This is a genomic window from Wolbachia endosymbiont (group A) of Tromatobia lineatoria, assembly GCF_964028565.1.
In the GTDB taxonomy this organism is placed as follows: domain Bacteria; phylum Pseudomonadota; class Alphaproteobacteria; order Rickettsiales; family Anaplasmataceae; genus Wolbachia; species Wolbachia pipientis.
In genome coordinates this window covers 339,366-360,740 of sequence record NZ_OZ034791.1, presented here as the reverse complement: position 1 = coordinate 360,740, position 21,375 = coordinate 339,366, and the positions used below count along the sequence as shown (strand labels likewise).

At 35.7% G+C, this 21,375-nt stretch carries 16 protein-coding genes, 1 tRNA gene and 3 pseudogenes; 13 read left to right on the top strand and 7 right to left on the bottom strand.

Translation table 11 applies throughout. The annotated features are described in order from the left end of the window. Positions 1-10: 10 nt before the first annotated feature. Positions 11-1,740, bottom strand: a pseudogene (locus ABWU48_RS01885) (hypothetical protein). 146 nt (positions 1,741-1,886) lie between these two features. Here ABWU48_RS01885 and pheS point away from each other — a divergent pair. From pheS to metK, 6 genes are all read left to right on the top strand, one after another. Next, on the top strand, positions 1,887-2,930 hold the full coding sequence (pheS, locus tag ABWU48_RS01880) for a phenylalanine--tRNA ligase subunit alpha (RefSeq protein ID WP_353288453.1): 1,044 nt from the start codon (positions 1,887-1,889) through the stop codon (positions 2,928-2,930). Continuing rightward, positions 2,931-4,223 (top strand): bifunctional UDP-N-acetylglucosamine diphosphorylase/glucosamine-1-phosphate N-acetyltransferase GlmU, encoded by a 1,293-nt coding sequence (gene glmU / locus ABWU48_RS01875; RefSeq protein ID WP_264705776.1) that lies wholly within the window; start codon positions 2,931-2,933, stop codon positions 4,221-4,223. It begins immediately after the preceding gene. Between the two features lie 1,020 nt (positions 4,224-5,243). Further along, positions 5,244-5,546, top strand: coding sequence for a 50S ribosomal protein L21 (rplU, locus tag ABWU48_RS01870; protein WP_006279565.1), 303 nt, complete (start codon positions 5,244-5,246; stop codon positions 5,544-5,546). 10 nt (positions 5,547-5,556) lie between these two features. Next, on the top strand, positions 5,557-5,826 hold the full coding sequence (gene rpmA / locus ABWU48_RS01865; protein WP_006279564.1) for a 50S ribosomal protein L27: 270 nt from the start codon (positions 5,557-5,559) through the stop codon (positions 5,824-5,826). A 9-nt stretch (positions 5,827-5,835) separates the two neighbouring features. Further along, positions 5,836-5,912 (top strand) — tRNA-Ile (locus ABWU48_RS01860). 57 nt (positions 5,913-5,969) lie between these two features. After that, positions 5,970-7,142, top strand: coding sequence for a methionine adenosyltransferase (gene metK / locus ABWU48_RS01855; protein ID WP_353288452.1), 1,173 nt, complete (start codon positions 5,970-5,972; stop codon positions 7,140-7,142). 193 nt (positions 7,143-7,335) lie between these two features. Here the strand turns inward: metK and ABWU48_RS01850 are convergent. Next, a pseudogene (locus tag ABWU48_RS01850) lies at positions 7,336-8,168 on the bottom strand (IS5 family transposase). Between the two features lie 115 nt (positions 8,169-8,283). Here ABWU48_RS01850 and ABWU48_RS01845 point away from each other — a divergent pair. Genes ABWU48_RS01845 through ruvC form a run of 4 tightly spaced genes read left to right on the top strand, consistent with a single transcriptional unit; the run spans position 8,284 to position 10,939 of the window. After that, positions 8,284-8,871, top strand: coding sequence for a TenA family protein (locus tag ABWU48_RS01845; RefSeq protein WP_223823049.1), 588 nt, complete (start codon positions 8,284-8,286; stop codon positions 8,869-8,871). A gap of 44 nt (positions 8,872-8,915) precedes the next feature. Beyond that, positions 8,916-9,575: a TenA family protein gene (locus tag ABWU48_RS01840; RefSeq protein ID WP_010962391.1), complete on the top strand. Its 660-nt coding sequence runs from the start codon at positions 8,916-8,918 to the stop codon at positions 9,573-9,575. A 47-nt stretch (positions 9,576-9,622) separates the two neighbouring features. After that, on the top strand, positions 9,623-10,450 hold the full coding sequence (locus tag ABWU48_RS01835) for a cytochrome c oxidase subunit 3 (protein WP_006279354.1): 828 nt from the start codon (positions 9,623-9,625) through the stop codon (positions 10,448-10,450). Then, complete coding sequence (gene ruvC, locus ABWU48_RS01830) at positions 10,451-10,939, top strand: crossover junction endodeoxyribonuclease RuvC (RefSeq protein WP_209473140.1); 489 nt, start codon at positions 10,451-10,453, stop codon at positions 10,937-10,939. It begins immediately after the preceding gene. Positions 10,940-10,983: 44 nt separating this feature from the next. Here the strand turns inward: ruvC and ruvX are convergent, their stop codons facing one another. Then, complete coding sequence (gene ruvX / locus ABWU48_RS01825; protein ID WP_209473142.1) at positions 10,984-11,451, bottom strand: Holliday junction resolvase RuvX; 468 nt, start codon at positions 11,449-11,451, stop codon at positions 10,984-10,986. 303 nt (positions 11,452-11,754) lie between these two features. Continuing rightward, positions 11,755-11,940: a hypothetical protein gene (locus ABWU48_RS01820; protein ID WP_138264918.1), complete on the bottom strand. Its 186-nt coding sequence runs from the start codon at positions 11,938-11,940 to the stop codon at positions 11,755-11,757. Between the two features lie 694 nt (positions 11,941-12,634). On the opposite strand from ABWU48_RS01820, the gene gatB reads away from it, so the two are divergent. Continuing rightward, positions 12,635-14,059, top strand: a complete 1,425-nt coding sequence (gatB, locus tag ABWU48_RS01815) for an Asp-tRNA(Asn)/Glu-tRNA(Gln) amidotransferase subunit GatB (RefSeq protein ID WP_264705778.1) — start codon at positions 12,635-12,637, stop codon at positions 14,057-14,059. Positions 14,060-14,191: 132 nt separating this feature from the next. Further along, a complete protein-coding gene (locus tag ABWU48_RS01810; RefSeq protein ID WP_264705779.1) occupies positions 14,192-14,974 on the top strand; it encodes a hypothetical protein in 783 nt (260 codons plus the stop codon). Here ABWU48_RS01810 and ABWU48_RS01805 read toward each other — a convergent pair. Continuing rightward, positions 14,949-15,781, bottom strand: a pseudogene (locus ABWU48_RS01805) (IS5 family transposase). The gene ABWU48_RS01810 and the pseudogene ABWU48_RS01805 sit on opposite strands and share 26 nt — an antisense overlap. A gap of 168 nt (positions 15,782-15,949) precedes the next feature. Continuing rightward, entirely contained in the window at positions 15,950-16,867 is a 918-nt protein-coding gene (glpX, locus tag ABWU48_RS01800; protein ID WP_264706164.1) for a class II fructose-bisphosphatase, read from the bottom strand. 126 nt (positions 16,868-16,993) lie between these two features. On the opposite strand from glpX, the gene ABWU48_RS01795 reads away from it, so the two are divergent. Beyond that, positions 16,994-18,355, top strand: a complete 1,362-nt coding sequence (locus ABWU48_RS01795) for an ankyrin repeat domain-containing protein (protein WP_353288451.1) — start codon at positions 16,994-16,996, stop codon at positions 18,353-18,355. A gap of 85 nt (positions 18,356-18,440) precedes the next feature. On the opposite strand, the gene ppdK is transcribed toward ABWU48_RS01795, so the two are convergent. Beyond that, positions 18,441-21,176 carry a pyruvate, phosphate dikinase gene (gene ppdK / locus ABWU48_RS01790; protein ID WP_353288510.1) on the bottom strand — a complete coding sequence of 912 codons (2,736 nt, stop codon included), beginning with the start codon at positions 21,174-21,176 and terminating at the stop codon, positions 18,441-18,443. Between the last annotated feature and the right edge of the window lie 199 nt (positions 21,177-21,375).

Sequence of the window (21,375 nt, the reverse complement as noted above, 5' to 3'; positions counted from 1 at the left end):
TGAGCCTGCACTAGCTATAGGCGCGAGAAAGGGGATCGTTTTCACTTACTTGTTCAATAGATTCTATAGAATATTCAGAATATATGAAATAAGCCAAACTCAGAACACATAATGCAGTTAATATTGGTAACCCTATGTTCAATGCTAGCCCAATACTTTCTCTTTTTTCTGGTGGCACTAATCCTTTTAACATTGACACTTTTCCTAACGGAAAATGCCATAAGCAAAGTGTTGATGCAGATGCTACTATTATAAATAGACAAAAATAAGCCTTTTTTGAGGAAAATACAGTTTTTAATGATGATTTGAGTGTAATGTTAGTAGGTGGTAGAGTTTTAGCTTCATTTGTTGCTGGTGAAAGATCTTTAATTGGTAAAGGGTTTGTAGATTTATGAGGAGTATTTTCATGTTGTGGAGAAGGTTGTTGTATATAAACACCTGAAACTAATTTAAGCAATTGCTCTTTTTTTCTATATACTTGTTTTTGTAAATATTCTTTACCTAAAAGTGAGTTACTAAGAGGTTGTGGCCTTTCGAGTATCTGTAATACTTCTGATATCTCGCCTGGCTCTAATATTGCATGTAATTGTTTATCTTGAAAGTAAACAATATTGAATACTGAGCTGAAAATATTGCAAAATGTTTCTGGATCTTGATTTTTGTATCCACTCATCACTTCAATAAATATTTTATCGAGTTTTTCCCCCTGTGCTCAATTTGGTTATCTATCATAGCTACTCTAGCATCATTTTGTGCTTGTTTTATGGCTAATGGTTTTTCTTTCTCTGATAGTTCTTTGGTCTGCTTTTTTGACTTCTTTTTTCTGTTAGCCTTAAAATACTCTGTGTGCGAAGTAGTTTGACCTACATTCTGTTCTGCTTCTTGAGGTATTGGATTTTCTATACTACCCCCTGTCATCCGAGTAGCTTGACTACTTGGATCCATGTTTCTTTTTTCCTGGTCAAACGCTGGAATAACACCAAATGGTATATTGTTGCTCTGTATAGAAAATTTTGGCAATTGTTGGGAAAAGAATTGTGACGTATTAAAAAAATTGGGTAGACAGAAAAAAGATCTAAACCAGAAAACGTTTTCATGCATTGCAGCAACTACTATCGAAACACGTGTAACTTGTTTTCCATTATTTGTTACATCGAAGCCAAATGAGCCTGTAACTGGTACGATTTGTTTATTTTGTGCATTTTTTTGGTTAGTTTCACTCTGTTCTTTTTTGTCTTCATTTTCAGTTTTTTCTGCATGTTGTAGCTTTTCATTTAGAAATAACTCGATTTGGTACAAGTTGTCCAGGTTAATGTTTTCAACGTCTGTTTGTAGCGTTATCGTTGTGCCCTGCAGAAGGATTTGAGGCGGAGCACTATTTACGAATTCTTCTACAGTTTTATAACTGTTAGTTTTACAGTAGTTATTATATAGTTCACTGCTTTCTTTGGGCACTTTTATGTTGGCTGTAAAATTTTTTTCCCGGGAAAGGCAGATTTTGAAAAAATTAATTAAAGAGTTTATTCGAAATAATCTTATATTAAAGGTGTCTTTATCTGTTGCTGTTAGCTCAAATGAAAATTCTTGTATATTACTTTCAATACTTCTCGAGCGAATAGTACTGATCTTAATTGTTTCGCTAGAAAATGCTTTACTTATGTTTCTGGATTTTTCCTTAAAGAGCTTAGGTAAATCCTCTATTTTATACTTATTCTTAGTTTCAGTATTACTGTTGTGCATAGTTGATACAGCAAATTCATCAACGCAAAGGTAAATAAAAAAGATTAATCAGTCAATAAATTAATAATCAGAATAGGGCAATTTTTCGGATTGTTGATGATATTTAAAATTTCACTATAATGAAAGTTTAAGCCAGCGTTTTTAAGATGAATAAAGAGTTATTAGATGACATACTTTCACTTGAAGATAAAGCAGTTTCCGAAATTGAGAATGCTTCTTCTTTACAAGATTTAGAAAAAGTTAGGCTATCATATTTGGGAAAAAAGGGTGTAATTAAAGCTTATTTTGACAACTTAAAAGAGATAGAAGACGCAGGAAAAAAGCGCAATTTAGGCGAAGTTATCAACGTTTTACGTAATAAGCTAGATCAGCTTATAATGAATAAGGAGAATATACTAAAAGCCGAAGAAGTTAACTTTAAATTGCAGAACGAGGCAGTTGATATCACGTTGCCTGCGAGGCCAGAAAAAATTGGCAAGGTCCATCCACTCAGTAAGGTTCTAAATGAAGTAAAGCTTATTTTTGCACATATGGGTTTTAAGGCAGTTGATGGCCCTGACATTGAAGATGAATTTCATGTATTTGATGCACTGAATACTCCAAGTCATCATCCTGCACGAGAGGAGCAAGATACCTTCTACTTAAAGAATAAAACAGATGATAAAAGAATGGTACTGCGCACTCACACCTCATCTGTACAGATTAGAACCATGGAAAAAACAAAAAAATTCCCAATTAAAATAGTAGCCGCAGGTAGAGTATACAGAAACGACTTTGATGCAACTCACACCCCTATGTTCCATCAAATAGAGGGGTTATATGTCGATGAGAATGTCAATATGGGCCAGTTAAAATTTACTATTCATCACTTCCTTAATAAGTTCTTTGGCGATAAAGGGCTGAAGATACGTTTTCGTAATAGTTTTTTCCCTTTTACCGAGCCTTCTGCGGAAGTGGACATAAGTTATAAAGGTAGTAAATGGATAGAAGTACTGGGATGCGGTATGACGCATCCAAATGTATTTCAAAATGTTGGAATAGACCATACTAAATACAACGGTTTTGCGTTTGGCATTGGTATAGAAAGGCTTGCAATGCTAAAATATCAAATTAGCGACTTGAGGAGCTTTTATGACAACAAAATCAGCTGGCTTGATCATTACGGTTTTCATTTTTCATCTTTAAGATAAGTGATAAGTAAAACTCATACGTTCGTTATACTTGCTGCAGGGCATGGCAGGCGGATGAATTCAGATTTGCCTAAGGTCCTACACAAAATAGGCAGTTTTTCCATGCTCCAGCATGTCATTTACAATGCAAAACAGTTAAATCCTGAAAATATTGCTGTTGTAGTTGATCAGCCTTTAATTGAAAGACTAAAGTGTTTTAAGGATATACAGTTAATTACACAAGAATTAACACTTGGCACGGGAGATGCGGTCAAAACTGCGATGAGAAACCTAAGAGAATTGCCAGATTCAAGCATAGTTGTTGTGCAGTATGGGGATACTCCGCTCATAAAAAGCAGCACAATAACTAAAATGATTAGTTATTTAGAAGGCAAGGCTCTAGTTTGCCTAGGTTTTAGGGCAAGCAATAAAGAATATGGTAGGTTAATCATTGAGAATGGTTCCTTAAGAGAAATCGTAGAAGCAAAGAGTGATAAAAATAATCATGAAGAGTTTCTTGCCAATGCTGGAATAATGGTTGCATATGCAAAGAATTTACGTGAATTGGTGGAGAAAATAGAGTGCAATAGCTCAACTCATGAATATTATTTGACCGATATAGTTTCCATTGCAGTGAAGAGTAATTTAAATGTCGGTTACGTTATTACCGGTGGAGAAGAAGCAACGGGAATAAATAACAGAAATGACCTTATAAAAGCTGAGTTTTACTTTCAAGAAAATAAAAGAAAAATTTTTACCGACTCCGGAGTAACGCTTGTTGCACCAGAGACTGTTTTCTTTTCTCTTGATACGCAAATTGCCAGAGATTCAGTTATTTACCCATATGTTTTTTTCGGTACTGGAGTGAAAATAGAGTCTGGTGCGAAAATACTGCCATTTTCGCATTTAGAAAACTGCTTAATTAAAAGTAATGCTGAGGTCGGTCCATTTACCAGAATACGCGGAAACACAACAATTGGTAATAAGGCAAAAATAGGAAATTTTGTGGAAGTGAAAACAAGTGAAGTTGGTCAAAACACTAGAATAAAACACTTAAGTTATATAGGAAATGCTAAAGTAGGGCAGGAGAGTAATATAGGAGCAGGCACTATTGTTTGTAATTATGATGGGAAAAATAAACATGAAACGAATATAGGGAGCAATTGCTTTGTTGGCGCCAATAGCTCACTAATTGCGCCGCTTAATATTCATGATGAATCTGTAATTGCAGCAGGTAGTGTTATAGTTGAGGATGTACCAGAAAAAAGCCTTGCAATAGCAAGAGAAAAGCAAGTAACTAAGAGAATAAAGTAGTCTAATTTAATTATGTTGTTGTGTCATTTTTAATATTAGACTTCTTGCATAACCATATAACAAACTTTTATTGGGAATAGAAACAAAAAAACTTCCTTGACAAACTCCGCCAGCCCCCTTATCATAACAGTGAAGCTATTGTATTTGCTTTCGCCAATCTGCAGATTAAAAGGTAAGGATTACTTAATGTATCGGCGTCTTATGTTTAATTTTTTGCAGTATATAGATACTGTATGTCTTTACAAAACTTCATCTACATCTAGATTTTTATCTAAATAAGCTGAACGCGCTTATAAAGCGTTACAAGACATCAAAAAATGCCAATACTCGACAGAGATAGTAAAAGACTAGCTAACTCGGGGGTCCTTTGTCTTTTTTTCTGCTTAGTAAATTTCTTAAACATTTGCAGCGTAGGTTAGTTGCAATTAAAAGCAGCTAAATTGCAGTGTTTAAGACTTAAAAAACGCCAATACTGAAAATAGACAATGACTAGGGTTTCTTTTGCCTTTTTTTTCATTTGGTAAATTCCTTAATGTTTATGGCTAAACGACAATCGTCATCCCGCTGCTTGTTAGCGGGATCTATTGCTGAGATACCGCGAATGAATCGCGGTATGACGGTTCGCGGCGGTATGACGTAGGACTGCTGTCATCCCAGTGCGTGACACTGGAATCCCAAAAAAGGATGATGTCATCCTAGTGCTCCTTTTTTTGTCATCCGAGTAGCTGACACTTGGATGACATCGTCATAAAGGAACCAGTGTCAAGCTACTCGGATGACAGGAGAAGGGGCTACTTGCATGACGGTGTCGGTAAACTTAGAGCTATAATAACTATTTGCCTTTTTTCTGCTTAGGTTATGCAAGAAGTCTACTGTCTGAGAAAAGGTAGATAAAAGATGAAAACAGATAGAAGTATTTTAGTAGCTCAAAAAGAACGTTAAGTCATGCTTTTTATTTATATTGACAGCGTATATGACATCGTTTACGATTAAAGTTAATAACAATAATTTATATTTATCATGTTTGCAGTAATTGAGACTGGTGGAAAGCAATATTTAGTAAAAGAAGGTAGTATAATAAAGGTAGAGAAGTTAGAAGCTGAAGAAAAAAAAGAGGTGGAAATCAATAAGGTGATTTGTATTTCAAATAATGGCTTATCTTATTCATCTAATGCTACTGTTAAAGCTGAAGTGTTGGAGCAGTGCAGGGGGGAAAAAATTATAATCTTTAAGAAGAAAAGAAGAAAAAATTACCGTAGGAAAACTGGTCATAGGCAGTATATAACTGTTCTTCGTATAAATGAAATTAGTCTTCAAAAGTAAGAGGTAAGATATGGCAACTAAAAAATCAGGTGGTAGTTCCTGTAATGGTAGAGATTCAGCGGGTCGTAGGTTAGGAATAAAGAAGAATGGGAAGGTTATTCCTGGTAACATAATTGTGCGCCAAAGAGGCACAAAATTCCATCCTGGGAAGAATGTTGGTATAGGTAAAGATCATACGATTTTTGCTAAAATAGAAGGCTGGGTCAGCTTTAGAAGATCAGCAAATAAAAAGACTTTTATTGATATCGTGCCTACAGATAATATGAAAGCTTCAGCTTGAATAAATCATGGGTCTGTAGCTCAGGTGGTTAGAGCGCACGCCTGATAAGCGTGAGGTCGGAGGTTCAACTCTTCCCAGACCCACCATTTAGTAGTTACTAACTGTGTTTTCTATAGCGTTTTTGATATTGTATAAGCAAAAACATGAGTTTATATAAAAATTTAGTAACCAGTGAATCAGTGGCGGCTGGTCATCCAGATAAAGTAGCAGATCAAATTTCAGATGCAATACTTGATGAGTACCTTTTTACTGATCCTTTTGCGCGAGCTGCAATAGAGACTTTAGTCACCAAAGATAACGTTATTATAGCTGGGGAAGTGTTTGGGCCTAACATCAAAAATAGCAGGATTGAAAGTATTGTACGGAATACAATAAAAGATATTGGTTACAAGCACGATGGGTTCCACTGGAGAAAAGTGAAAGTAAATATATTGCTGCATGAGCAATCAAATGACATTGCAATAGGGTTGGATCAAGGTGCTGGAGATCAGGGCATAATGTATGGCTATGCAACAACAGAGACAGAAAACCTTATGCCGGCACCCATTTTTTATGCACACTCGATTCTGAAAAATATCATGAGCGCAGTTAAAGAAGCAAAACTTGGTCCAGATGCAAAGTCACAAATCACTTTGGCATATGAGAATAACCTCCCGGTACGTGCTGAAAGTATTATTGTCTCAATACAGCACCCTGAGGATTTGGATCAATCAAAAGTAAAAGAAATAATTTACCCTTACATAGTTTCATCTTTACCTGAAGGATGGATGTGTCCTGAGGAAAATCTCTTAGTCAATCCAACTGGTAGATTTGTTATTGGTGGACCGGTTAGTGATTGTGGATTAACCGGACGAAAAATTATGGTTGATACTTATGGAGGTTATATTCCACACGGTGGAGGAGCGTTTTCCGGAAAAGATGCAACCAAAGTTGATAGATCTGCGGCTTATATGGCAAGATATCTTGCTAAAAATATTGTCTTTGTAGGTTTGGCTGAACGTTGTCTTGTGCAGCTTTCTTATGCAATTGGTGTATCAAAACCTACTTCATTCTATATTGATACATTTGGTGCGAATAAGGTAGAGGAAAGAGTAATTAAAAAGTTTATCGAGAATAATATAGATTTATCAACAAAAGGCATAATCAAGCATTTATCGCTTAATCATCCTATATATAAACGTACAGCCTGTTATGGACATTTTGGTAAAGAGTCAGAAAGTGACGGTGGATTTTCTTGGGAAAGCATAAACTTGTCTGCTGATCTTCGTAGAGAATTCAATATAGAAGGTAATAGTAAAATTTCTTTAGATTGCTAAAATTTTTGATTTACAGCCCCATATTTATATACTAGCTTATTGTTAAAGCATAGCACGCTTTTTCATAATAATTATACCACATTAGTAATAATTTTTATATTCAATTTTTATTGTGAGGCTTATAAAGTGTATAACGAAATAGAAGGAGAACTGTACAACGTAATTGTAAGAGGTTGTCCGGAAACTAGTAAATTCAAGCATATTCCCTCTTTAACATAACCCTACTCATAGCTAGGTATATGAAATTCTCAGTGGATGTTGTGAGTAAATCATACTCCTTCGATAGCCTTCTATTCCTATTAACCCAAGCAAAAGTCCTTTCTACAACCCATCTTCTTGGCTGTACTTTAAACCCTTGTTCTCTTGTTGGTAGTAGCTCAGGTGGCGTATCTTTGTGCACCCAAAATCTACATGGAGGCCTTTTAACAATTTCAATATCTATGTCATATTCTTCCTTTATGTGATTCTTTAAATTTCTTCCTTGGTATCCCATGTCAGCCCACATTTTTTTAACTTTAGTATATTTTGTTCTCATATTGTTTAATGCTATTTTAATACCATCTCTATCATTTTCGTTAGCAGCGCCTACGTAACAACCTAGTATAAAACCCTGAGTGTCTGTAATTATATGCCTTTTTCTACCCTTTACTTTTTTACTTCCATCATAGCCTTTGATCCCCCCTTTTCTGTAGTCTTTACAGATTGACTATCTACTATACAGGCACTCGGCTGCTCATTCCTTCCTATTTTTCTTCTACTATATTTTGTAATTTCATAATTCATTTTCTCAAAAATTCCCTGCTTCTTCCATTGCCTGAACTGCTCATACACAGTCTTCCATAGCGGAAAATCATTTGGTAAATACCGCCATTGACACCCTGTACGCAATACATAGAAAATTGCTTCTAATATTTCTTTTTTGCTATACTTTGGCGGCCTTCCTCCTTTCTTGTATGATACTCTGAAGTGTTTTTCTATTCTTGCCCATTCCCTTTCGCTTAGATCTGTTGGATACTTTTTTCTCATCTTTACCCCGTACTAAAATTTCAGATATTATAGCCTTTTACTTGTTTCCGGACAACCTCTAAAAGAGTTTTCTGATCTTATTGATAAAATAAAAGAACACCCTTTTAATGTTGAATTGATAAATAATACATTAGATTATGAAAAATTCAAATTCTACCTTCAGCAGGATTTTCTGTATTGTATAGATTGCGCTCGTGCTTTTTTAATTGTTGCAGCTAGAGTTGATGATATTGAAATGATGAGTAGTTTAATCAATTTGGCACAAGGAGCATTTTATGTTCGAGAACAGTATAAAAAATATTTTGAAGATTGTGATCTATCTGATGATCACAAAAAGTCAAGAGCTTGTTCTGCCTTTACTGACTTTTTCATGAGTGCCGCATATCACAATTCTGTTAATGAAGCTTTAGTAGCATCTTATTCTTGCTTTAACATATACCAAATCGTTATACGCCATATGGTAAATGAGATAACAACTAAAGGGGTTAAAAATAACAAATACAAAGAGTGGATCAACATTTATAGTAGCGAAACAGTAAATGCTGTAATTGATGAGGTTACTGATATTACAAATAAGCTATATAAAAAAGCTAGTGACTGTGAAAAAAAGAGGATGTATGAGTTTTTTAAGAAAGGGCTGGAATTAGAAATAATGTTTTGGGATGAGGCATATTACTCTAATATATCTAGCAAAGAATATTAGCAGCGGATTATTTACGTTAACTTGATCTTTTATCGGTAACTACAGTGTTCAGTGGCATCATTAGGAGCTGTTACGGGTCAAATCTTTTAAAGGATATAATTGAGCATCCTTTTAATGTTGAGTTAGCGAATAACACCCTAAATATAGAGAACTTCAAATTCTATGCTCAACAAAAGACGTTGTTCTTAGGTGATTATATTCGTACCACCTTAATTACTGCATCCAAAATGGAAGATTATAGTAGTATTATCTCGCTTGCTGAAGTAGCCCAAAGAGTAGTGACTGTTAATAGAATGCTATATGACTACTACTTTACTATGTACGGTATAAGTCGCGAAAAGAAATCTCTTGAGTGTTTTAATTTCACTAATTTTCTTTTATCCATCTCGCATAGTAATACCTATGAGGCTATGACGGTTTTGTATTCTTGCATGTTTATATACGAGACTGTCGTTGATAGCATGAAAAATAGATTCAAGAAAAATAATAGATATAGGGATTGGTTTAATTTTTGTTACAGTGATTCAGTAAAGTCTGGATGCATTATTTTGGAAAATATTGTTGATGGATATTGCAGCAGAGCAAGAGAAAACGAAAAGAGCAGAATGCTTGAGTTGTTTAGAATAACTGCACAATTTGTGTTAGATTTTTTGAACGGTGCATATAATTTTTCAAGATTCAATCAATTTCCTAAGGAACATTGACAATTTTAAGCTAATTTGTATCCTTAATAAGTATTTTTTAAAATGCTATGAAAAGTAAAGAACATGATTTTCATTTAGTGGATCCAAGCCCTTGGCCAATTGCTGTATCAGCAGCAATTCTTATTCTTGCACTTGGATTAGTTGGCGCGCTTCATAAACAAATTGTCGGAATGTTTTGTTTAGTTTTGGGAATCTCCGCAGTATCAGGGGTGCTGTTTTATTGGTGGAGAGATGTAATAAGGGAGGCCATTTATGACAAATGTCACACTGCCATTGTAAAACATGGACTCAAATTTGCAATGTACTTGTTTATTCTCTCGGAGGTCGTATTTTTTATAGTGTTCTTTTGTTCATTCTTTAAAGCCTGGCTTGATCCAGTTTTTTTATTTGAGGCGTTTTCTCCTGCAAAAAAAGTTGAATGGCCCCCTGAGGGAATTTTGCCACCTGATCCGTGGTCACTACCATTCATGAATACATTAATATTATTGCTTTCTGGTACAACAATTACTTGGGCAAATCACTCTTTACTTAAAAATGATAAAAAGAGCATGATTAAAATGCTGTCCATAACTATATTGCTTGGAGTTTTTTTTATAATAGTGCAAGCAATAGAGTATCATGAAGCGAGTTTTTCTCTACAAGAAACAGGAGAAAAGCTTATTTATACATCCAATTTTTATATGATTACCGGTTTTCACTGCGCACACGTTATAATAGGAATAATATTTTTATCAGTGTGTTTATTTAGAGCACGGAAAGGCCAATTTACACTTCAGGACCATTTGTGCTTTGAGTTTGCCTCCTGGTATTGGCACTTTGTAGATGTAGTCTGGATATTTTTATTTTTGTTTGTCTATTGGTTAAGCGTTTATTAAGTGGTTAAAATAATAGGTCTAGATCCAGGAATAAGCAAGACTGGGTGGGCCATTATCAGCCTGAACGAAAAAAATAATATTGAATTTTTGGGCGGCGGTACCATATCAACTGATGGTAAATTGGGTACAGGTGAACGCCTACATACAATTTTTGAACAATTAAAGAAAGTAATTTCCCTATACTCTCCGAATGAAGCTGCGGTAGAAAAAATTTTTGTTAATAAAAATCCTAAATCTTCACTAACTTTGGGATATGCAAGAGGGGTTGTAATTTTAGCGTTAAAAATAACAAAGCTAACTATGAATGAATATGATGCAAACTATGTAAAAAAAAGCATTACCGGAAATGGCCATGCTGATAAGGATCAGATTATATTTATGGTGAAGCAAATAGTTAAAAATTTGAGTATAAAATGCCACCATGCTGCTGACGCTCTTGCTGTAGCAATTTGTCATGCTTATACGAAAGGTTCTTGTTTTGTTGAGTAACTTTTATATGGGATTCAGTTTGAAGATTTCCAGATCTGGAAAAACTATTTGATTGTATTTATCTTGTCTAACGTTCGTTGCAAAATAATACATGCGGAGATTTTATCATCTATTTTTTTCGATTTTGTGATTGATACTCCAGTAATTTTTAGTGTATGAGTTGCGATAGATGTTGAGAAGCTTTCGTCTTGTAAGTATATATTTACTTTATATTTTTTTATTATTTTATTTGCGAATTGGATTATAGTTTTACACCATTTAGTTTCTTGCTCGTCCATTTTTAATGGTAGTCCTATTACCATTGATCCAGATTCATTTTCTTTGAATATTCTATGCAGATAACCTAAATCTTTGCTCATATTTTTTCTGTGATATATGCTATGAGCTGTGGCTATGAGCTGTGTTTTATCGCTAAATGCTATGCCTATTTGCTTTTCTCCCATGTCAAGGCACATTATGCGCTTATCTTTTGGAATAGACTTTAGAAACTCATCTGGATTTCTATGTAGCATCTATTAGACTTCCTTTAAAGTGACCTTACCAAAAAAGTGGAGAGAAAGTTAAGAAAATTTTTTACAAAAAGAATAATGAATCAAATTGCTCAGGAATGCAATAGACTTCTTGCATAACCCAAACTAAGTAGAAAAAAGGTATCATCTAAGTAGCTGACACTGGTTTCCATCCAAAAGGGCAGTGCCCCTATGATGTCATTCCAGTGCTTGACACTGGAATCCAGACTTTAATTGTTATACTTGTAAATAAGTCTGGTGAGAATAGACGTTCATCTCAAAATGCAGTATTTTTGTTGAAATAGCTCAACTGGATTCCAGCGTCACGCGCTGGAATGACACCTTTGTGTTTGCATAGCTGTACGAACATTGTGATTTGAGAGCAATCTCCACAAGGGAGGATGTCATTCCAGTGCCCAGACACTGGAATCCAGGAAAAAGAATGGTGTCATCCAAGTAGCTGACACTGGGATCCAGAAGACTTAATTTCAACCAAATAATAAAGGCTGGATCCCAGTGCTTGGCACTGGAATGACAGCAATCCTACGTCATACCGCGATTCATTCGCGGTATCTCGGCCGCTAACAAGTAGCGGGATGACGGTTATCGTTTAGCTACAGACATTAAGAAATTTACCAAACGAAAAAAAAGGCAAAAGAAGCCCCGTGGTTGGCTAATTACTTACATTATACTTTCAAGTATGGCGTTTTTTTATTCTAAACACTTAATAACCGCGATTCAGTTGCTTTTAAACCGCAACTAATCTAAATTATAAACGTTAAGAAATTTACTAAACAGAAAAAAAGGCAAAAGAAACCCTAGGGTAGCTAGTTATTCACTATCCATTTTTTAAGTTGGCGTTTTTTTATGTTTTAAACGCTTTATAAGCGCGTTTCAGCTTATGTAGGTAGAAGTTTTATAAAGACATAAGGTGCACATAGTGCAAAAAATTAAACATGAGACGCCAGATACGTGAGTTTTTTTGTCATTTAATCTGTACAGAGAAGATAAATAAATAGCTTCAATTTTATGATAAGAGGGCTGGCGAAGCTTGTCAAGTAATCTTTTGCATTTAACCCGTTTCTATGGGTAAAACAATCTGCATACCACTTAGCTAACATGAGTTTTGTTTTGACTTTTTGTGCTAATTTTGCAGAATATTAAGATTATCATTTAAATAAAATACATGACGAAAGAGGATTGGGAAGCGGTAATTGGGCTTGAGGTGCATGCTCAAGTTTCTTCTAATACGAAGCTATTTTCTAGCTCATCAACGGAATTTGGTGCTGAGCATAACACTCAAGTTTCTCTAGTTGATGCGGCAATGCCAGGTACGCTGCCAATACTAAATTATTACTGCATAGAGCAAGCAATACGCACTGGTCTTGCACTTTCTGCAGAAATTAATAAGTATTCTTACTTTGATCGGAAAAATTATTTTTATCCTGATTTACCACAAGGTTACCAGATAACTCAGTTTTTTGAGCCAATAGTTAAAAACGGTAGAGTATTTATCAACGACAATGAAAAAGAAATAAGAATTGCGAGAATTCATTTAGAGCAAGATGCAGGAAAGAGCGTTCATGAGGAAAGCAGAACTTATGTAGAGTTAAATCGTGCAGGGGTTGCTTTAATGGAAATTGTTTCAGAGCCAGATCTCCGTTCATCTGCGGAAGCTGCAGAATGCATGAAAAAATTGAGGCAGATTTTGCGTTACATTGGTTCATGTGATGGTGATATGGAAAAGGGATCACTTCGTTGTGATGCAAATGTTTCTGTCCGCCTAAAAGGCAGTAGTACATTTGGCACTCGTTGTGAAATAAAAAATCTGAACTCGATACGTTATATTGTGCAAGCTATAGACTATGAAATACAAAGACAAATTGAAATTTTAGAAAGTGGAGAAGAAATAAGTCAAGATACCTTATTGTTTGACGTTGCTTCGGGAAAAACAAAAGTGATGAGAAGCAAAGAGGATGCAAGCGATTATAGATACTTCCCTGAGCCTGATTTATTACCTGTTGAGGTAAGCCAGGATAAAATTGATTTAATTCAATCATCTTTGCCCGAGTTGCCAGATCAAAAAAAGCTGCGATACATTGAGGAATTGGGTATCAATGAATACGATGCAAACGTCATTACCTCCGATAAAGCAATTGCTGATTATTTTGAGGAATTGATAAAAAAACATGATTCAAAGCTCGCCGTTACCTGGTTAACCGTAGAGCTTTTTGGTCGTTTGAATAAAGCAGGTATTGATATTGTGAGCTCCCCAATCAAAGCAAATGCTTTGTCCGAACTCTTAGATTTTATCGTTGATGGAACAATCTCTGCTAAACTTGGCAAGCAGGTATTCGATAGTATGTTTGAAACTGGCAAACCTGCATCTTTAATTATAGAAGAGCAAGACCTAAAACAAATAACCGATAGAGGTCAAATATCAGGAGTTATCGACACAATCGTCAATAACAACCAAGATAAAGTTCAAGAATACAAAAGCGGTAAAACAAAGTTATACGGATTCTTTGTCGGCGAAGTTATGAAACTTACCAAAGGAAAAGCCAGCCCTGATGTGGTGAATTCAATTTTGAGTGAGAGATTAAGTAATTAGTCACATTTTTTTATTTACATAACAGCACATCTCGTAGATATTCCAAGGTCTTTGTTACGATATCTGTATATCATGACATATAACTTTTTTACCATTTGTTGGTACTATTTTTAAAATTATGTGAGGTTGAGGATGCCTGAAACTTATCCTGCTTGGGGAAGAAAGCGGTCTCTTCATGGTGATATCTACCAACTAAAGTGGGTAATGCTGCTTCTCAAACGTGCAGTAGATGTTGGATATTCTTTCCGTTTAGCTACAGAAATGGAATCAGCTACGGGTTTTGATGATATTGTTTTTCAGGATAGGAAAAATGAAAAAATAGTACATAGGTTTATACAAAACAAACACAAGCAAAATGAATGCGAAAAAATCGGTGTAGGTAAATTGCTTTCAAAAAATAAAAGTGGTGAATTTAGCGTTCCAAAATATTTTGTTTCATATCTAAAGATTAAAATTAATCCAGATTTTGCAGATGGTGACCTAAAGGACTTTACTATCTGTACTAATATCGGTTTCGATCTAGCTCAAAGTGCAACACAAAATACAATAAAAAAGTTGAAAGCAAAAACTTCGGGACCAAACAAGGGAATAGAAATTGCAGTTGAAGTAATAAGCACTAGTGATATTTTTTTTAAATACGGCGGTACGAGATACAAGTTCTCTTGTACTCACGATAACATGATTTCAATAGTGCAACCGGCATTTAAGAGTGCTGTAAAAGAAGCAATAGAAGAATTGGAAAAGGAGATAAAAGAACTTCAAGGTAAATCAGATCAAAACTCAAAAAGAAAATTGGAAAGAAATCAGGTATGGCAACGTGAGTTTGAGCGAATGACAAATGAAGGCAAGTTAGAAGAGAATATAAGAGGTTGTCCGGAAACTAGTAAATTCAAGCATATTCCCTCTTTAACATAACCCTACTCATAGCTAGGTATATGAAATTCTCAGTGGATGTTGTGAGTAAATCATACTCCTTCGATAGCCTTCTATTCCTATTAACCCAAGCAAAAGTCCTTTCTACAACCCATCTTCTTGGCTGTACTTTAAACCCTTGTTCTCTTGTTGGTAGTAGCTCAGGTGGCGTATCTTTGTGCACCCAAAATCTACATGGAGGCCTTTTAACAATTTCAATATCTATGTCATATTCTTCCTTTATGTGATTCTTTAAATTTCTTCCTTGGTATCCCATGTCAGCCCACATTTTTTTAACTTTAGTATATTTTGTTCTCATATTGTTTAATGCTATTTTAATACCATCTCTATCATTTTCGTTAGCAGCGCCTACGTAACAACCTAGTATAAAACCCTGAGTGTCTGTAATTATATGCCTTTTTCTACCCTTTACTTTTTTACTTCCATCATAGCCTTTGATCCCCCCTTTTCTGTAGTCTTTACAGATTGACTATCTACTATACAGGCACTCGGCTGCTCATTCCTTCCTATTTTTCTTCTACTATATTTTGTAATTTCATAATTCATTTTCTCAAAAATTCCCTGCTTCTTCCATTGCCTGAACTGCTCATACACAGTCTTCCATAGCGGAAAATCATTTGGTAAATACCGCCATTGACACCCTGTACGCAATACATAGAAAATTGCTTCTAATATTTCTTTTTTGCTATACTTTGGCGGCCTTCCTCCTTTCTTGTATGATACTCTGAAGTGTTTTTCTATTCTTGCCCATTCCCTTTCGCTTAGATCTGTTGGATACTTTTTTCTCATCTTTACCCCGTACTAAAATTTCAGATATTATAGCCTTTTACTTGTTTCCGGACAACCTCTCAATAGATTTACAATACTAGAAAACATTTCACACCTCTATTGTTATAAGTAAACTTGATTATATCTTAATGCTAAATGTTGTAAAGCTAAAATTAGAAACTAAAAAAGCTAACATAAGTTCTGCATTGTTTGCAGCTTTATCAGCTTATTAGGTAGAATTATTAAAGAACTAGTTGAACATATGTTATCAACTCCATCCACAAGTTCTCCGCTTGTTACTCCAGTTGCAATAAACACTGATTCACCTCTTGCCATATCTTTTACGGTGTAGATTTTTTCTGGGTCATGGATATTTAAATTTTTTGCTCTTTCTTTTAATTGATCCGTGTCAAATATTAATCTTCCCTCCATCTGCCCACCGATTGAACTCAGCGCTGCAGCCGCAAGCACCCCTTCTGGTGCCCCTCCTATTCCGATATACATATCATGATTGCCATTTACTAGTGAAACTACGGCTGCAACATCGCCATCATCTATTAGTTTAATTTTTGCTCCTAATTTCCTGATTTTCTCTATTAATTCATTGTGCCTTTCACGTTTAAGTACAGTTACCACGAGATCATTCACTTTGCATTTTTTTGCCTTGGCTAAATTGTCTAGATTCTTTTCAATGCTATTTTTTAGTGAGACTACACCCTCTGGAAGATTTTTTCCTACTGCTATCTTTTCCATATAAACATCAGGTGCATGTAAAAAATTACCTTTTTTCGTTGCAGCAAGAACGGACATTGCCCCTGATTTGTAATGAGCACAAATCGTAGTGCCTTCAAGTGGGTCAACGGCAATGTCGATTTCAGGACCATTTCCAGTGCCAACCTTCTCGCCAATATATAGCATCGGCGCTTCATCTCTCTCACCTTCACCAATTACGATAGTACCATTTATTTCCATTGAATTTAATACTGTACGCATTGCATCAACTGCAACCTGATCAGCCCTTTTTTCATCACCAAAGCCTGCCAATTTATACGCAGCAAGTGCTGCAGCTTCGGTCACTTTAACTAATTTATAGGCTAAATCTTCCATCATTTGCTTTAAGAACTATATTCAATATGTATCATGATATATCATGCTGCTTGAAACTGCAATATGTCTTGACTGATTATTAGGGAGTTGATATAATATAAGCATTATAGTAGTGGGATTATAGTTATGGCATATAGTTATGATGATGTTAGAAATTTCTATCTAGATATAGATAGAATTACAGGACGTGATAACACAGTTACTAGTTTGGAAGAACTAAAAAAGAGGTTAAGGAAAGAAGTTAATTTTCAAGATGAATGTGAAGGAGGCAATTCATTAGGGAACCTACTTCTAAAACATGCAACCGAAAATAACAACCCACGCGTTAAGGATTTTCTCCTCCAAAATGGGTATGAACCCCTTCAACAAGAGCAAATAACCGCAGCAATAAACAAGGAAGAAGAGGCACCTAATGTGGAAGAGAATAGAGCAGACAGTAATGAAGTAGATTCTAGTAACTTCATAAACCCTGGTATGACTGCTGAAGTACTTTACGAGCAACTAATACAAGGGAAAGAAACAAATCTGGCAATTTTTGACTCGTTTGCAAATGCTGTAAGAGAGTCCAATATTACCGGCGATCGTGGCATATTTCTAGATGTTGTAAAATTGTTTACAGATTTAGATGCTGTAATCCATCTTACAGATACTGCTTCCAGAACTATATTGGGCATAGCTACAATAACAAAACAAGCTGACGTTGTTAAGGTACTTTTGGATAGTGGCAAATTTTATGAAGAAGAAAAATTTAACGCTCTGTGTCTTGCTATTACTCAGGATAATGCCCAAGAAGCTGAGCTAATTTTAGGTTACGTGAGTCCTGCAAACAGGAAAGAGGCTTTACAAGTGGCCATACAGGTAGGTAAAACTAAAATTGTTAATGCGTTCTTGAATAGAGGTAAGCTTAATGAAGAAAATAGAGCAGAACCCAGCAGCAGTAATGGAAACATTGGTAGTAGACCTGTAGCAACAGTGCCTCCAGTTAGTACTAATGGTGATAATCGCAATCACGACAATGAAATACCTGTAGTAACAGAGACTAACCAAACTACCACGCCAAATAGTGATAATGTTAATGGCCAATCAAATCATAATAACAAAAATAAAACGCCTGTAATACCAGAGGCTAAGCAAACTGCCACACCAAATAATGATAATAAAGCTAACGGCTTTGTAGATGCTCAATTTTCTGTGCCAAATGAAAAAGAAGCTAAATATAAAAAAAGCAAGGAAAATTTTTACACCTCATTAACAAAAGATGTTGTTGGAGTTGTTATTACAGGATTATTCATTACTGCTGCTGTGATGGTTCCATTTGTAACTGGTGCAGTGATTTGTGGTGTTATAGCTGCTTTGGTTGCAATAGCTACCGGGTTGCATGTAAAAAATTCTACATTACCAAGTTATAGGGAGATGAGAGAGAATGAAGTTGAACGTGTAACAGGATGTCATCCCAGTGCCCAGACACTGGGATCCAGAAGGTCATAATAAAAACTAGATTCCAGCGTCACGCGCTGGAATGACACCCTCTGGTGGGCTCAAACCATATGAGTAGCCAACACTGCCACTATACTTACCTAGCAAATTTAGATCTAACACTAAACTGTGCTGCCACTAACTTTGCAACCGGTACTCTATAGGGTGAGCATGAAACGTAATCCACCCCTGATTCGATGAGAAACTCTATGGATTTTGGATCTGCTCCATGCTCTCCACATATACCCAGTTTTATTTCTTTTCGGGTTTTTTTGCCTCTTTCAATGGCTATCTTGATTAACTCCCCTACCCCTTCGATGTCCAGCACTTCAAATGGATCATTGTCAAATATGTTGTTTTTCTTATAGGAATCGAGGAAATTAACTGAATCATCTCTTGAAAGTCCCATGGTTGTTTGCGTTAAATCATTAGTGCCAAAACTAAAGAACTCTGCATGTTTTGCTAACTTATCAGCAATCAGTGCCGCTCGTGGTAGCTCTATCATTGTTCCAATTGAGTACGCCTTGTCTGATGTCATTCCAGCGCGTGACGCTGGAATCTGCTTCTTGATCCTAGCTGAGATGACAGAGGATTCTTTCTTTGCTAGCTCGCATATCAGAATAAATTCTTTCTCATTCATTATAAAAGGGATCATGATCTCAGGCTTGATTTCTACATTTTTTTCCTTTTTTAGCTCATTTGCAGCACTAAGTATTGCCCTAATCTGCATGCAATATATTTCAGGATGAGAAATAGCAAGTCTACAACCTCGATGACCAAGCATTGGGTTCTTTTCTGATAACTGTGCTATTTTATTTTTTACTGACTCAACTGACTTACTAAGTGATTTGACAATTTTTTCTATAGTAGACTGATCATTGGGTAAAAATTCATGCAAAGGTGGATCAAGCAACCGTATAGTGACTTCCCTGCCCTCCATAATAGAAAATATTTCTTTGAAATCAGACTTTTGCATTTCTTCTAGTTTAATGAGCGCATTTGCCCTTTCATTTTCATCGTCAGCTATTATCAATTTTTGAATGAATTTGATTCTATCACTAGCGAAAAACATATGTTCTGTGCGACATAAGCCTATACCTTCTGCACCGAATTCTTTTGCAATTTTTGCATCTTTTGGAGTATCAGCGTTCGCTCTCACTTTGACCGTTTTGATTTCATCTATCCAGTTGATTATCGTTTTGAATTCTTGCGATAATTCAGGTGAAATTGTAGGAAGAATGCCAAGCATAACCTCCCCTGTTCCTCCGTTGATGGTAATTGGTTCACCTTTATTTACTTTTGTATCCCCTACAGAAAAGAAAGTTCCATCTTTATCGATATAAAGTCCACTCACACTGCAAATGCATGGCTTACCCATTCCACGGGTTACAACAGCAGCATGCGAGGTCATCCCTCCCCGTGCTGTTACTATGCCACTTGCAGCATTCATTCCATTAATATCTTCAGGACTCGTTTCTGACCTTACTAAAATCACTTTTTTACCCTGCTCTGCAGCTTTTTCAGCATCACTTGCACTAAACACTACATATCCAGAAGCAACCCCTGGAGAAGCCGGCAGTCCCTTCCCTATTACTTTCTGGTCACCCTTAACGTCAAGAACTGGATGCAATAAATTGTCAAAGGTTTTTGGATCAATTCTCAATATTCCTTCTTCTTTTGTAATCGTTCCTTCGTTTACCATATCAACTATTATGCGAATAGCAGCTTCAGCCGTGCGCTTGCCAGACCTAGTCTGCAAAATCCATAACTTACCGTCCTGCACAGTAAATTCGATATCCTGCATGTCTTTATAATGCCTTTCAAGTTTTTCACATACCGCGCATAATTCCAGGTAGACACTTGGCAGCAACTTCTCCATGGTGTTTTTTTGCTCTCCGTCAATTGGCATAGGAGTATAAACACCAGAAACCACATCCTCACCCTGAGCATTAACCAAAAACTCACCAAAAAGCTTTTTTTTCCCAGTTGAAGGATTTCGTGTAAATATCACACCAGTTGCAGAATTATCATTTAAATTACCAAAAACCATTGCTTGCACGTTGACCGCTGTTCCAAGGTTTTCAGGAATATTATGTATTCTTCTATAGGAAACAGCCCTATCATTTTTCCAAGAGGCAAATACTGCATTAACTGAGTTTAACAATTGCTCTTCAACGTTCTGCGGGAAATGTTTCTCAGTTTTTTCATATACTATCTTTTTAAAATCGTTAACAATTCTCTTTAAAACATCAACATCAAGATCAGCTAAGCTTTTTGCTCCACTCTTTTGCTGCTCATTATCAACAACATCTTGAAATAGGTGATGATCAAGCTGTAGTACAACATTGGAGTACATCATGATGAAACGGCAGTAGCTATCGTAAGCAAAACGTTCGCCACTTTTCTTTGCAAGCCCAACAACGGTTTCATCATTTAGACCAACATTTAAAATAGTATCAAGCATGCCCGGCATTGAACTAACACTACCAGAGCGTATTGAAACTAATAAAGGATTATTTAAATCCCCAAATTTACAACCGATGTCATTTTCGAGCATCGCCATGTAGTTTTTGATTCCACTACATATGTCATTCCAGTGCGTGACCACATTTTTTTCTGGATCCGAGTAGTCAGCTACTTGGATAACAGAAGATCTATTGTCTTGATAATAGACTTTGCAAGCAGAGGTGGAAATTGTGAAACCAGGTGGAACAGGAATGCCAACATTGCACATTTCTGCTAAATTTGCCCCCTTTCCTCCCAGCAGATTTTTCATTTCTGCATTGCCTTCGCATTTACCCTGGCTAAAGTAATGTATTAACTTTTCCCCCATCATTTTCTTCGGATTTTCACTGATAAACACATTGTACATATAGCTCCAATAAACCTGTGAGAACTTGAAACCTTAGGATAATAAATTTTACAAAATTTTGCAACAACGTTCCTTACAACAACATCAGTAAAGTTAACAAAAAAGACGACAAATTATTGAATTATTATTAATAAGAATATATAATATAAAGATACATTTA

What these genes read in the sequence shown, in the direction of transcription:
- ABWU48_RS01835 (WP_006279354.1), top strand. Translation starts at nt 9,623, where the DNA reads ATGAAAAGTAAAGAACATGATTTTCATTTAGTGGATCCAAGCCCTTGG.
- metK (WP_353288452.1), top strand. Translation starts at nt 5,970, where the DNA reads ATGAGTTTATATAAAAATTTAGTAACCAGTGAATCAGTGGCGGCTGGT.
- pheS (WP_353288453.1), top strand. Translation starts at nt 1,887, where the DNA reads ATGAATAAAGAGTTATTAGATGACATACTTTCACTTGAAGATAAAGCA.
- ABWU48_RS01810 (WP_264705779.1), top strand. Translation starts at nt 14,192, where the DNA reads ATGCCTGAAACTTATCCTGCTTGGGGAAGAAAGCGGTCTCTTCATGGT.
- ABWU48_RS01795 (WP_353288451.1), top strand. Translation starts at nt 16,994, where the DNA reads ATGGCATATAGTTATGATGATGTTAGAAATTTCTATCTAGATATAGAT.
- ppdK (WP_353288510.1), bottom strand. Translation starts at nt 21,176, where the DNA reads ATGGGGGAAAAGTTAATACATTACTTTAGCCAGGGTAAATGCGAAGGC.
- gatB (WP_264705778.1), top strand. Translation starts at nt 12,635, where the DNA reads ATGACGAAAGAGGATTGGGAAGCGGTAATTGGGCTTGAGGTGCATGCT.
- ruvX (WP_209473142.1), bottom strand. Translation starts at nt 11,451, where the DNA reads ATGCTACATAGAAATCCAGATGAGTTTCTAAAGTCTATTCCAAAAGAT.
- rpmA (WP_006279564.1), top strand. Translation starts at nt 5,557, where the DNA reads ATGGCAACTAAAAAATCAGGTGGTAGTTCCTGTAATGGTAGAGATTCA.
- glpX (WP_264706164.1), bottom strand. Translation starts at nt 16,867, where the DNA reads ATGGAAGATTTAGCCTATAAATTAGTTAAAGTGACCGAAGCTGCAGCA.
- rplU (WP_006279565.1), top strand. Translation starts at nt 5,244, where the DNA reads ATGTTTGCAGTAATTGAGACTGGTGGAAAGCAATATTTAGTAAAAGAA.